12 protein-coding genes are annotated in these 12,731 nt (G+C 68.4%); 5 read left to right on the forward strand and 7 right to left on the reverse strand.

All coding sequences use genetic code 11. The annotated features are described in order from the left end of the window. Window positions 1–49 precede the first annotated feature (49 nt). From N864_RS13425 to N864_RS13440, 4 genes are all read right to left on the reverse strand, one after another. Window positions 50–1,297, reverse strand: coding sequence for an ABC transporter ATP-binding protein (locus N864_RS13425; protein ID WP_034717561.1), 1,248 nt, complete (start codon window positions 1,295–1,297; stop codon window positions 50–52). A 35-nt stretch (window positions 1,298–1,332) separates the two neighbouring features. Continuing rightward, entirely contained in the window at window positions 1,333–2,193 is an 861-nt protein-coding gene (locus N864_RS13430) for a carbohydrate ABC transporter permease (protein WP_034717563.1), read from the reverse strand. Between the two features lie 3 nt (window positions 2,194–2,196). Then, window positions 2,197–3,039: a carbohydrate ABC transporter permease gene (locus N864_RS13435; RefSeq protein ID WP_081793815.1), complete on the reverse strand. Its 843-nt coding sequence runs from the start codon at window positions 3,037–3,039 to the stop codon at window positions 2,197–2,199. Window positions 3,040–3,161: 122 nt separating this feature from the next. After that, on the reverse strand, window positions 3,162–4,478 hold the full coding sequence (locus tag N864_RS13440) for an extracellular solute-binding protein (protein WP_240474320.1): 1,317 nt from the start codon (window positions 4,476–4,478) through the stop codon (window positions 3,162–3,164). Between the two features lie 160 nt (window positions 4,479–4,638). Here N864_RS13440 and N864_RS13445 point away from each other — a divergent pair, with 160 nt between their 5' ends. From N864_RS13445 to N864_RS26060, 4 genes are all read left to right on the forward strand, one after another. After that, a complete protein-coding gene (locus N864_RS13445; RefSeq protein WP_155892935.1) occupies window positions 4,639–6,360 on the forward strand; it encodes a fumarate hydratase in 1,722 nt (573 codons plus the stop codon). Next, window positions 6,357–6,872, forward strand: coding sequence for a beta-class carbonic anhydrase (locus N864_RS13450; protein ID WP_034717568.1), 516 nt, complete (start codon window positions 6,357–6,359; stop codon window positions 6,870–6,872). Before N864_RS13445 ends, N864_RS13450 begins: the two co-directional genes overlap by 4 nt. A gap of 372 nt (window positions 6,873–7,244) precedes the next feature. Continuing rightward, window positions 7,245–8,933 (forward strand): sodium:solute symporter family protein, encoded by a 1,689-nt coding sequence (locus N864_RS13455; protein ID WP_051518559.1) that lies wholly within the window; start codon window positions 7,245–7,247, stop codon window positions 8,931–8,933. A 58-nt stretch (window positions 8,934–8,991) separates the two neighbouring features. Further along, on the forward strand, window positions 8,992–9,123 hold the full coding sequence (locus N864_RS26060) for a putative transporter small subunit (protein ID WP_034717570.1): 132 nt from the start codon (window positions 8,992–8,994) through the stop codon (window positions 9,121–9,123). A 47-nt stretch (window positions 9,124–9,170) separates the two neighbouring features. Here N864_RS26060 and glmM read toward each other — a convergent pair whose 3' ends face one another. From glmM to rplM, 3 genes are all read right to left on the reverse strand, one after another. After that, a complete protein-coding gene (gene glmM / locus N864_RS13465) occupies window positions 9,171–10,541 on the reverse strand; it encodes a phosphoglucosamine mutase (RefSeq protein WP_034717572.1) in 1,371 nt (456 codons plus the stop codon). 171 nt (window positions 10,542–10,712) lie between these two features. Next, window positions 10,713–11,216, reverse strand: coding sequence for a 30S ribosomal protein S9 (rpsI, locus tag N864_RS13470; protein ID WP_034717574.1), 504 nt, complete (start codon window positions 11,214–11,216; stop codon window positions 10,713–10,715). A 39-nt stretch (window positions 11,217–11,255) separates the two neighbouring features. Next, complete coding sequence (gene rplM / locus N864_RS13475; protein WP_034717576.1) at window positions 11,256–11,699, reverse strand: 50S ribosomal protein L13; 444 nt, start codon at window positions 11,697–11,699, stop codon at window positions 11,256–11,258. A 250-nt stretch (window positions 11,700–11,949) separates the two neighbouring features. On the opposite strand from rplM, the gene N864_RS13480 reads away from it, so the two are divergent. Next, the gene (locus tag N864_RS13480; RefSeq protein ID WP_240474321.1) at window positions 11,950–12,528 is read left to right on the forward strand and encodes a winged helix-turn-helix domain-containing protein; all 579 of its coding nucleotides are present in this window, start codon (window positions 11,950–11,952) and stop codon (window positions 12,526–12,528) included. Window positions 12,529–12,731 lie beyond the last annotated feature (203 nt).

Genomic DNA, 12,731 nt, shown 5'->3' on the forward strand with positions numbered 1-12,731 from the left:
GTCGCTCAGCTCGCGAGCTGAGCGACATACCTGCTGCTCGGGTTCGCGGTCAGGCGCTGGCGGCCTCGCGCGCCCTGGCGCGCTCGAGCGAGTTACGGCGGTCCTCCTCCGCCTCGCGGGCGATCTGGGCGGCCTTGTCCTCGTCGCGGGTCAGGCAGTCGCCGGACTGCGGGTCGAACACGTGCATCGAGGCCGGGTCGAAGGTGAAGGTCGCGTCGTCCCCCTCGCGGATGCGGGAGCGCGCGTCGAGGTTGACGACCATCTGGGTGCGCATCCCCTCGCCGTCCAAGTCGCGGTCGAGCTCCTCGAGCATGGCCTGGACGGCCGGGTCGGGCTCGAAGGGGATGTAGGCGTACTGCTCGTTGCCCAGCCACTCCGTGACATCGACGGTCGCGTTGAAGGTCGCTCCCCCCGACACGTCGCCGAGGCTCGCGTCCTTGATGTGCTCGGGCCGCAGACCGACGATGACGACGTCCTTGCCGGCCACCTTGCCGGCCAGGTCCGACCCGATCGAGACGTCCCCGAAGGGCAGGCTGAGCCGGCCGTCGCCGACCTTCGCCGGCAGGAAGTTCATCGGCGGGCTGCCGATGAAGCCCGCGACGAAGAGGTTGACGGGCTGGTCGTAGAGCTCGCGCGGGGAGGCGCACTGCTGCAGGACACCCTTCTTCAGGACGGCGACCCGGTCACCCAGCGTCATGGCCTCGATCTGGTCGTGCGTGACGTAGATCGTCGTGACGCCGAGGCGGCGCTGCATCCGCGCGATCTCGGTGCGCATCTGGCCGCGGAGCTTCGCATCGAGGTTGGACAGCGGCTCGTCGAACAGGAACGCGTCGGCGTCGCGGACGATGGCCCGGCCCATGGCGACCCGCTGCCGCTGGCCACCAGAGAGGTTGGACGGCTTGCGCTCGAGGTGCTCGGTCAGCTCGAGCATCTCGGCCGCGGTGGTGACCTTGTCGCGCACCTCCTCCTCGGAGTGCTGGCCCTTGGCCAGGCGCAGCGGGAAGGCGATGTTCTCGAAGACGGTCAGGTGGGGGTAGAGCGCGTAGTTCTGGAAGACCATCGACAGGTTGCGGTCCCGGGGCGCGAGGTCGTTGACCCGGTTGCCGTTGATGAGCAGGTCGCCCGAGGTGATGTCCTCGAGGCCGACGACCATGCGCAACAGGGTCGACTTGCCGCACCCCGAGGGGCCGACGAGGATCATGAACTCGCCGTCGGCGATGTCGAGGGACACGTCGTTGACCGCGGGGAACCCGTCGCCATACTTCTTGACGATGTGCTTGAGGACGATCTCAGCCATGGTTGCGAACTCCTTTGGGAGGAAGGCGGCGGGCGTCAGCCCTTGACCGCACCCGAGGTCAGGCCGGCGACGATGCGTCGCTGGAAGAGCAGGACGAGGATGACGACCGGGATGGTCACGACGACGGCCGCGGCCATGATGCCGCCCGTGGGCTGCTCGAACTGGGAGGCGCCGGTGAAGAACGCCAGCGCGGCCGGGACGGTCCGGGCCTTGTCCGCCGTCAGCGAGATGGCGAAGACGAAGTCGTTCCACGCCGTGAAGAAGGTGATGATCGCCGTCGTGAACACCCCCGGGGCCGCGAGCGGGACGATGACCTTGCGGAAGGCCTGCCAGGTCGTCGCACCGTCGACCTGCGCAGCCTGCTCCATCTCCCAGGGGATCTGCTGGAAGAACGCCGCGAGGATCCAGATCGACAGCGGCAGGGTCAGCGACAGGTAGGGGATGATCAGGCCCGGGATCGTGTCGAACAGCCCGATGTTGCGCCACACGTCGAACAGGGGCGTCACCATCGCGATGACGGGGAAGAACGAGACCCCCAGCGCGGTGGTGAGGATCATCCGCTTGCCCGGGAAGTCCAGCCGCGCGATCGCATAGGCGCAGAACGTCGCGAGCACGACGCTGATCACCGTCGCCGACAGGCACACGATGACCGAGTTGCGCAGCGCCGGCAGGAACAGGTCGGACGCGCCGCCGGTGAAGATGAGCTGGTAGTTCTCCCAGCTGACCTGCTTCGGCCAGAAGTTGCCGAGGATGTTGGCGTCGGCGTTGGCGAGAGCGTCCTTGCCCTTGAGCGAGAGCGCCAACGTCCACAGCAACGGGATGAGCGTCCAGATGATGATGGGGATGGCGATGATCGAGTAGACCCCGGTCCCCTTTGCGTCGTCCCTGGTGGCCATGGCTCAGCTCCTCCCGCCGGCAAGGTCGACCTTGAAGGCCTTGACGAAGATGAACGCGATGAGCAGGACGAAGAGGAACAGCAGCACGGCGAGCGCCGAGCCCATCCCGATCTCCACCCGGTCGATCGTCTGGTTGTAGGTCAGCACCGACAGGGAGGAGGTGCCGTTGGCCCCGCCCGTCATGATGAAGATGTTGTCGAAGATCCGGAACGCGTCCAGGGTCCGGAACAGGAGGGCCACCATGATGGCCGCCTTCATGTTCGGCAGGATCACCCGCGTCAGGCGCTGCCAGTAGGTGGCCCCGTCGACCTCGGCCGCCTCCTCCATCGAGGTGTCGATCTGGGCGAGGCCCGCGAGGAGCAGCAGCGACATGAAGGGCGTCGTCTTCCAGATCTCGGACAGGCAGATGACGAAGATCGACCCCCAGAAGTTGCCGAACCAGTCGGTGCTCGGGTCGATGCCGGGCACCCAGCTGAACCAGTGGTTGACGAAGCCGCTGTCGGTGCGGAAGGCGAAGAACCAGGCGAAGGCCGAGACAACGGTGATGATCGAGTAGGGGATCAGCACGATCGTGCGCAACGTCCGCCTCGGGATGACGATCTTGTGCATCACCATCGCGATGACCATGCCGAGGAAGAACTCGACGACGACGGTGATCACCGTGATCAGGAACGTGACGCCGACGGCCTGCCAGAAGACGCCGTCCTTGAGGGCGACCCAGTAGTTGGAGAGGAAGGTGAAGTGCTTGTTTTCCGGGTCGGTGAGCCGGTAGCTGAAGAAGGAGTTCCAGATCGCCTGCAGGATCGGGTAGCCGGTGACGGCGACCATGATGGCGAAGGCCGGCATGGCCAGGCGCCACCCGAGGTTGCGCTCCGCCCTCGACCGGTCGGACAGATGCCGTCGGCGACCCTCCCGGGGTGGGACGGGACGTTCGTCGGAACGCTCGACGTCGAGCTCTGGTGTCGCGCTCACAGCAACGCATCTCCCTTCAGGACGGCCGTGATGAGGTCTGCCGCCTGCTTGGGCGTGGAACTCGGGTTCACCGAGCTTGGCGGGCTGAACTCACGCTGGATGGCACTCGACACGTCGCCGTAGTACTGGGTCAGCGGCCTCGGGGCTGCGGCGTCGAGGGACTCGCGGATGAGGTCTGCCATCGGGAACTGCTTCTTGATCGCCGCGTCGTCATAGACGGACTTGTCGGCGGCGGGGTTGCCCGTGCCGAGCATGTACAGCTTCTGGTGGGCCGGGGTGGTGATGCACTTGATGGCGTCCCATGCCTCGGCCTTGTGCTGGCTCGCGGCGTTGACACCGAGCTCGATGCCACCGAACGGCGGCTTGCTCGGCTCTCCCTGCACCGTCTGCGGATAGCGGGCCCATCCGACGTCGTCGATGAAGGACACCTTGTTGCCGGGCAGTGCGGCCCAGACATAGGGCCAGTTGACGAGGAAGCCGCTGGTCGCGTCGTTCGAGAACAGGTCGAGCGCCGCCGTCTCGTCGGTCGAGCTCATGGCCGGTCCGGCAACACCGCTCTGGGCGACCTGCTGGATGACGGCTGCGGCCTTCTGTCCCGCGGAGGACGCGAGGCCGAACTTCAGCTGGTCTGCGCTGGCGCCAGGATTCTCGATGATCTGGCCGCCTGCGCCGGCGATCAGGGCGTTGATCCAGACCATGTAGCCCTCGTAGCGCTTCGCCTGCACCCCGATCGTCTTCTGCTGGGACTTGGCCGCTTGGATGAGCTGGTCCCAGGTGACGGGCTGGCTCATGTCGAGGCCGGCCGCCTTGGCCACCGACTTGCGGTACCAGAGCAGCTGGGTGTTGGCCCACATCGGGGCCGCGACGAGCTTGCCCTTCCAGGTCGAGGCCTCGACGCTCGGCTTGACGGCGTTGCGAGTGAACCCGTCGGCGTCGCCCTGGGGCACCGGGTCGAGGAACCCGGCCTGCGCGAACTCGGCCACGAACACGGGGTCCATGGACATCAGGTCGGTGCCGGAGTCCTTGGCGGCGAGCCGGCGCAGCAGCTGCTGCCGCTGGTCGCTCGCGCTGTTGGGCAGCAGCTGGATCTTGATCGAGTAGCGGCCCTGCGCGGTGTCGGTGCACTCCTTGGCGAGTTGCGCCTGGCCGCCCTTCGTCGGGTCGGAGCCACCGCCGTCGGGGTTGATGTACCAGGTGAGCACCGGCGGCCCGGAGCCGGTGCCCGAGCTGCAGGCGCTCAGAGCCAGTCCGGATGCCGTGGCGACGGCCGCGAGGGTGGCCACCATTCGGTGCCTGCGGTTGGAACTGCCCACTCGTGCTCCTCCCGTCGAGCCGGCGCCCCGGGAGGGAGGGACGTCGGCGTCCGTATGGACATCTTCACTCATTCCTACAGCAGTGGTGTGACGCACGCCACTCTCTGGCGAGTCGTAACCTTGGGCCCACTACCCACCCTCCCCTGCCAGGAGTCGCCACGTGACCGGGTTCACGTACGAAGACATGCTGCCCATCGGCGCCGACGAGACGCCGTACCGCCTGCTCACGACGGAGGGCGTCCGCACCGTCGAGGGCCCGGGTGGCCGGACCTTCCTCGAGGTCGAGCCCGAGGCCCTGCGACTGCTCACCGAGACGGCGATGCACGACATCGCCCACTACCTGCGCCCGGGGCACCTCCAACAGCTACGCACCATCCTCGAGGACCCCGAGGCGAGCAACAACGACAAGTTCGTCGCGCTCGACCTGCTCAAGAACGCCAACATCGCGGCGGGCGGTGTCCTGCCGATGTGCCAGGACACCGGCACGGCGATCGTCATGGGCAAGCGCGGCCAGCACGTGCTGACGACCGGCAGTGACGAGGAGCCGATCGCCCGGGGCGTCTACGACGCGTACACCCGGCTCAACCTGCGCTACAGCCAGATGGCGCCGCTGACGATGTGGGACGAGCGCAACACCGGCTCCAACCTGCCGGCCCAGATCGAGCTCTACGCCGACACGGCCGAGGGCCACGAGAACGCCTACAAGTTCCTCTTCATGGCCAAGGGCGGCGGCTCGGCGAACAAGAGCTTCCTGTTCCAGGAGACGAAGGCGATCCTCAACGAGGAGGCGATGATGCGCTTCCTCGACGAGAAGCTCCGCTCCCTCGGCACCGCCGCGTGTCCGCCCTACCACCTGGCCATCGTCATCGCCGGCACGAGCGCCGAGTTCGCCCTGAAGACAGCGAAGTACGCTTCGGCGAAGTACCTCGACACCCTGCCGAAGCACGGCTCGATGACGGCGCACGCCTTCCGGGACACCGAGCTCGAGGAGAAGGTGCTGGAACTGACCCGAGCCTTCGGGATCGGCGCCCAGTTCGGCGGCAAGTACTTCTGCCACGACGTCCGGGTCGTGCGCCTGCCACGCCACGGCGCCTCGCTGCCCGTGGCCATCGCCGTCTCCTGCTCGGCCGACCGGCAGTGCCTCGGCAAGATCACCGCCGACGGCGTCTTCATCGAGCAGCTCGAGACCGACCCCGCCCGGTTCCTGCCGGAGCAGACCCACGAGAGCCTGGGGGAGCTCGGCGACGCGGCGGACGACGCGGTCGGCGTCTCCTCGATCAGCCGCAACGTCGTCGTCAGGATCGACCTCAACCGGCCGATGGACGAGATCCGCGCCGAGCTGGGCAAGCACCCCGTCAAGACCCGACTCTCCCTCACCGGTCCGCTCGTCGTCGCCCGCGACATCGCTCACGCGAAGATCAAGGAGCGCCTCGACGCCGGCGAGGAGATGCCGCAGTACCTCAAGGACCACCCCGTCTACTACGCCGGCCCGGCCAAGACCCCCGAAGGGATGGCGTCCGGCTCCTTCGGCCCCACCACGGCGGGCCGGATGGACTCCTACGTCGACCAGTTCCAGGCCGCGGGCGGCTCGATGGTCATGCTGGCGAAGGGCAACCGGAGCAAGCAGGTCACCGACGCCTGTCGCGAGCACGGCGGGTTCTACCTCGGCTCGATCGGCGGGCCGGCTGCCCGCCTCGCACAGGACTGCATCAAGCGGGTCGAGGTCCTCGAGTACGAGGAGCTCGGCATGGAGGCGATCTGGAGGATCGAGGTCGAGGACTTCCCGGCCTTCATCGTCGTCGACGACAAGGGCAACGACTTCTTCGCCGAGGTGAGCAAGCCGGTTGCCCTGACCATCACCACGAGGGAAGGACTGAAATGACCGACAAGATCGAGAACCCGACCGGGTTCGACGACCTGCTGGAGAACAACCGGCACTACGCCGAGAACTTCCACCTCGCCGGCTTCGACGGCATCGCCAAGGCCGGCGTCGCCATCGTGACGTGCATGGACTCGCGCATCGACCCGCTCGGCATCGTCGGCCTCGAGCCGGGTGACGCGAAGATCTTCCGCAACCCGGGTGGCCGCGTCACCGACCAAGCCCTCGAGGCCCTCGTCCTGTCGACCTACCTGCTCAACGTCAACCGCATCCTCGTCGTCCCCCACACCAAGTGCGCGATGGGCAAGAACTCCGAGAACGAGCTGCGCTCCAAGATCGGCGAGCTCGCCGGCAAGGACGCCTCGTGGATGAGCTTCAGCGTCGTCGACGACCAGGAGCAGAAGCTGCGCGAGGACCTGGCCAAGGTGCGCTCGCACCCGCTCGTCCCCGACACGACGCTCGTCGCCGGGTTCATCTACGACGTCGACACCGGCCTGCTGCGTGAGGTGAAGTAGTCACCGCCCGACGCCTCTGCCGCTGTGGTGGGCTGAACGACCCTGCCGGTATGCCGCTGAGCTGGCTCAGCGGCATACCGGCAATGTGTTTGTGGTGCAGCCAAATTCGCGCACCCTTAGCATGCCGACCTGAGAACGCCGTTCCAGCCCAACGGATTTGGCGGTCAGCCACCGCATGCTATGGTCGAAATGTTGTTCAGGTGAGCGCCGGACGTCCGGCTTGCTCGTCGCTTCCGACCCGGGGTCGCTGAAGCGCTGACCCACACATGACCGCGAACTGGCGACCCCGCCCGCGCACGCTGACTCGCATGCCACCCCTTGAAGGCGCAGTTTTGCTGCACCCGCGGTCCGACTGCGAAGGAGATCGTGCGTATGCCAGGACAGGATGTGGTCAAGCTCGGGGCCGTGACGATCGGGGTCCTGTTGATCCTCTTCTACGGCGGCACGTTCTACATCTCGTCCCGGATCGGCAAGCGCGAGGAGAGCGCCGACGGCTACATGACCGCCGGCAACCGGATCGGCTTCGGCATCTCGGCCGCCAGCATGACCGCAACGTGGATCTGGGCATCGTCGATGTACGCGTCGGCGACGTCGGGTTACACCTACGGCATCTCCGGACCGATCCACTACGGGCTCTGGGGAGCCCTCATGATCCTGTTCATCTATCCCTTCGGCCGGCGTATCCGGGCGGTCGCTCCGGAGGCACACACCCTGGCCGAGGTGATGTACGCCCGACACGGTCGGTCGAGCCAGCTGATGCTCGCCGGCTCGAACGTCGTCGGCAGCCTCATCAGCCTCATGTCCAACTTCATCGCCGGCGGCGTCATCATCGCGCTGCTCTCGCCGTTCACGTTCATCCAGGGCGTGCTCATCATCGCGAGCGGCGTGCTGCTCTACACGCTGTGGTCCGGCTTTCGCGCCTCCGTGCTGACCGATTTCGTCCAGGTGATGGCGATGCTCGGCGCGGTCGCGATCCTCGTGCCGACGATCTTCTTCGCGGCCGGTTTCCCGAGCGCCTTCGAGCTCGGTGCGGCGAGCCTCACGCCAGAGCAGTCGAACTTCTTCTCCAGCGACGCGTTCCTCAAGCAGGGCGCGCCCTACATCGCTGCGGTCCTCGCCTATGCCATCGGCAACCAGACGATCGCCCAGCGCCTCTTCGCCGTCCGCGAGGACCTCATCAAGCCGACCTTCCTCACCGCGACGATCGGTTATGGCGCGATGGTCATCGGCGTGGGCATGCTCGGCGTGCTCGCCCTCTACCTCGGCATCGAGCCGCTCGGCGGGGACCTGAACAACCTCGTGCCGCAGATGGCGGCCAGCTACCTGCCGACAGCCCTCGTCGCGCTCTTCTTCGTCATGATCATCGGGGCGCTCTCGTCGACGGCCGACTCGGACCTCGCGGCGCTGTCCTCGCTCGTCATGACCGACGTCTACGGCCACCTCGTCGCCGGCCGCAAGAAGGCGAACCCTGCGCTGATGGTGTTCGTCGGGCGGGCGACGATGGTGCTCGCGACAGGGGCCGCCGTGGCGTTCGCCAGCCTGCGACTCAACATCCTGGACCTGCTCGTCTTCGTCGGCGCACTCTGGGGCGCTCTCGTCTTCCCGGTGATCGCGAGCTTCTACTGGGACAAGGTGACGAACCGGGCCTTCACCACGTCCGTGATCGCAGCCCTGGCGGTCTTCCTGCCTGTCCGGTTCGGCTGGCTCCCGATGAGCGGCGCCACCGCCCTGGTCGTCGAGGTTCTGTCCGTCGTCGGGATCGGCGTCGTGATCGGCCTCATGGTGTTCGGCTTCCTCGGCCTGCGGGCCGCCAAGGTGGCCGCCCTGGTCTCGATGGTGGCGAGCGCGCCCTTCGTGCTCGGCTTCCTGCGCGACTACGCCACCCTGTCGGGCTCCCTCGTCGCGTATGCCGTCAGCACGCTCGTGTGCCTCGCCATGTCGCTCCGCTCCCGCGAGTCGTTCGACTTCAGCACGATCAAGGAGCGGGTGGGCCACTTCGACGATCCGGTCGAAGCGGCGTTACCCGACGGCGAGCTGGCAGCAGCGCCGGACCGCGCATGAGCTCTCGCAGGCCCGCACGCGGGTCGTCCGCATCGTTCTCACCATGGAGGAGCCACCCATGAGCACCGTCGCCCTGACCATCTATGTCCTCATGTGGCCCGCACTGGTCGCCGTGGTCATGGCCGTCATCGGCCGCGGCTTCCTCAAGGAGTGGCTCGATGCTCGCCGCAGGGGCGAGGACCTCATCTGAGCCGGTTGCGGCGCTGTTCCGCGAGGTCGCGAGCGCCAGCGGTGCCCTCAGTCGAGGACCGCCACGCTCGGCTGGAGCCCGAGCTCGGCCTTGACGACGTCGACGAGACGCTCGGCGACGAGCCGGGCCTGGTCCTGCTCCGCGGCCTCGACCATGACCCGCACGACCGGCTCGGTGCCGGACTTGCGCAGCAGCACGCGGCCGCGGTCGCCGAGCTCCGCCTCGGCCCCCCGGACCGCAGCTGCGACGCCCTCGTTCGCCTCGAGGGCGGCCTTGTCGACGTCCTTGACGTTGATGAGCACCTGGGGGAAGTGCTTCATGACCGAGGCCAGCTCGGCGAGCGGCTTGCCCGTCTCGGCGACGCGGGAGGCGAGCATCAGGCCGGTGAGCTCGCCGTCGCCGGTCGTCGCGTGGTCGAGCAGCACGACGTGGCCGGACTGCTCGCCGCCGAGCGCGAAGCCGCCGGCCCGCATCGCCTCGAGGACGTAGCGGTCGCCGACCGCCGTCTGCACGACCGTGATGCCGGCGGCCTCGAGCGCCTGCACCATGCCGAGGTTGGACATGACGGTGGCCACGAGGGTGTCGCCGCGCAGCACGCCGCGCTCCTTCATGGCGAGGGCGAGCACCGCCATGATCTGGTCGCCGTCGACGAGGGCGCCCGTCGCGTCGACGGCAAGGCAGCGGTCGGCGTCGCCGTCGAAGGCGAGCCCGAGGTCGGCCCCGGCCGCGACGACGGCCTCCTGCAGGTGCTCCATGTGGGTCGAGCCGTAGTCGTCGTTGATGTTGAGCCCGTCGGGCGTCCCCCCGATCTGGGTCACCTTGGCGCCGGCCGCCGCGAAGACCCGCGGGGCCACGGCGGAGGCGGCCCCGTGCGCGGTGTCGAGGACGACGTGCAGCCCGTCGAGCCGGTGCGGCAGGACGGACAGGAGGTGGTCGACGTAGCGGTCGATGGCGTCCGGCATCGGCGTGATCCGGCCGACGTCGCGCCCGACCGGGCGCTGCCAGTCCTCGCGCAGCCGCGCCTCGATGCGGTCCTCGAGCTCGTCGGCGAGCTTCTGGCCGCCCCGGGCGAAGAACTTGATCCCGTTGTCCGGCATCGGGTTGTGCGAGGCGGACAGCATCGCCCCGAGGTCGGCGCCCTGCTCGGCGACGAGGTGGGCGATGGCCGGCGTCGGCAGCACCCCGGCGTCGCGGACGTCGACGCCGGCCGAGGCGAGGCCGGCGACCGTGGCCGCCGCGAGGAACTCCCCCGACGCTCGGGGGTCACGGCCGACGACCGCGACCGGTCGATGGCCGTTGAACTCCCCGACCTCCGCGAGCACGTGTGCCGCCGCGACCGACAGGTCGAGCGCCAGCTCCGCGGTGATGTCCTTGTTCGCCGTGCCGCGCACGCCGTCGGTGCCGAAGAGTCGAGCCACAGGTGATGCCTTTCGTTGCTGCTGGCGCGCAGGGAGGACAGTGCCGGAGCGCAGCGCACCAAGGAGAACTTACCGCCCGACAGGCGAAAGGCCCCGAGGAGCCCTCGGGGCCTTTCGTCCGGGAGCGAGCTCAGCGGCATACCGGAGCATGCGACCGAGCCACGCGCCGAGTCAGCGCTTGGAGTACTGCGGAGCCTTGCGGGCCTTCTTGAGACCGGCCTTCTTGCGCTCCGGGACGCGGGCGTCGCGGGTGAGGAAGCCGGCCTTCTTGAGGGCCGGACGGTTCAGCTCACCGTCGACGTCGTTGAGCGAGCGCGCCACGCCTAGGCGGACCGCGCCGGCCTGGCCGGAGGGGCCGCCGCCGTGGACGCGCACGAGCACGTCGTAGGAGCCCTCGAGCTCGAGGATGGTCAGCGGCTCGCGGACGATCTGCTGGTGCACCTTGTTGGGGAAGTAGTCCTCGAGGGTGCGGCCGTTGATCTTCCACTCGCCCGTGCCCGGGACGATCCGGACGCGGGCGATGGCCTGCTTGCGGCGGCCGGTGCCGCCACCGGGCGTCGAGACCTGGCGGGCGGGGCGGGACTCGCCCGCGACGGAGGCCTCAGACTCGCTGGTGTACTCGGTCAGCTGCGGCTCGTCGGTGTCGAGGACGTCCTCGTTCACAATGTCAGTCACTGGGTTCTCTTTCTACGCAGTCAGTGCTCGCGGCGGCGCTTACTGCGCGACCTGGGAGATCTCGAAGGGAACGGGCTGCTGGGCCCCGTGCGGGTGCTCGGCGCCGCGGTAGACCTTCAGCTTGGACAACTGCTGGCGGGCCAGGCTGTTCTTGGGGAGCATGCCGCGGATCGCCTTCTCGACGGCCTTCTCGGGGTTCTTCGCGAGCAGGTCGGTGTAGCTCGTCGCCTTGAGGCCGCCCGGGAAGCCGGAGTGGCGGTAGGCCTTCTTCTGCTCGGCCTTGGCGCCGGTCAGGGCGACCTTCTCGGCGTTGATGATGATGACGAAGTCACCGGTGTCGACGTGCGGCGCGAACTGCGGCTTGTGCTTGCCCCGCAGCAGGACCGCGGCCTGGCTCGCGAGGCGTCCGAGCACGACGTCGGTCGCGTCGATGACGTGCCACGTGCGAGTGACCTCGCCGGGCTTCGGGGTGTAGGTGCGCAATGGAGTCTGCCTTTGCTTGGATGAGTGCCTGTATGCCGCTGAGCTCACTCCGCGCGAGCGCTCACCCTCGTGGGTGGCGGGCTTCGCCGGCGCTTCGCAGCACAACCTCGTCAATGGTACGGAGGTGCGCGGCGCTGCCCAAATCGCTCGGAGTGGGCGCGAAAACCGGCTCTGACCTGCGCGAATGCGGTGGATGGGCGGCTCCGGCCCGGCATTGTGCACCCGAACCATGCAAAGGTATTGTGCATACATGGCCGCCGACGAGACCCTCCGGTCCCTCGCCCACCCGTTGCGGGGACGACTCGTGCAGCAGCTGCGGGTCGGCGGCCCCGCGACCGCGACCGACCTGGCCCGCACCCTCGGCACCAACTCCGGGGCGACGAGCTACCACCTGCGCCGGCTCGAGGCCGCGGGGCTCGTCGCGGACACTGGCGAGGGCACCGGCCGACGGAGGGTCTGGCGCGCCGTCGAGGCGTCGCGCGACTGGTATCCGAGCGCGGTCGCCGGTGACGACGACTCTGAGAGCGCCCTCGGGTGGCTCGCCCGGGACTACGCGGCCCACTTCGGCGAGCAGTACGACCGGTGGCTCACCGTCGCGGGCGGCTGGCCCGTTGCCTGGCAGGACGCGTGCACGCCGCGGGACGCGATGGTGCTGGTGACGACGGAGCAGCTCGACGCGATGACGGCCGAGATCGCGCAGGTCGTCGAGCGGTACCGGCGCGTCGGTCAGGGCAACCCGCGGGCCCGCCGGGTGGCGGTCTACGAGTTCAGCTATCCCCTCGACCTGGACCGTCCGCCCACGGGTGCCACCTCCCCTGGTGCGAGGTAATCGGCGGGCACCACCGTCCGGCAAATACCTCGAACCAGCGGCGGCCCTCTTGGTTCGAGGTAATCGGCGGGCACCACCGTCCGGCAAATACCTCGAACCAGCAGCGGTCCTCTTGGTTCGAGGTAATCGGCGGACCCCACCGTCCGGCAAATACCTCGAACCAGCAGCAGCGGGGTGGCGAGGAGTGGGTTAGGAGCTGATCT

It is taken from the genome of Intrasporangium chromatireducens Q5-1 (assembly GCF_000576575.1).
In the GTDB taxonomy this organism is placed as follows: domain Bacteria; phylum Actinomycetota; class Actinomycetes; order Actinomycetales; family Dermatophilaceae; genus Intrasporangium_A; species Intrasporangium_A chromatireducens.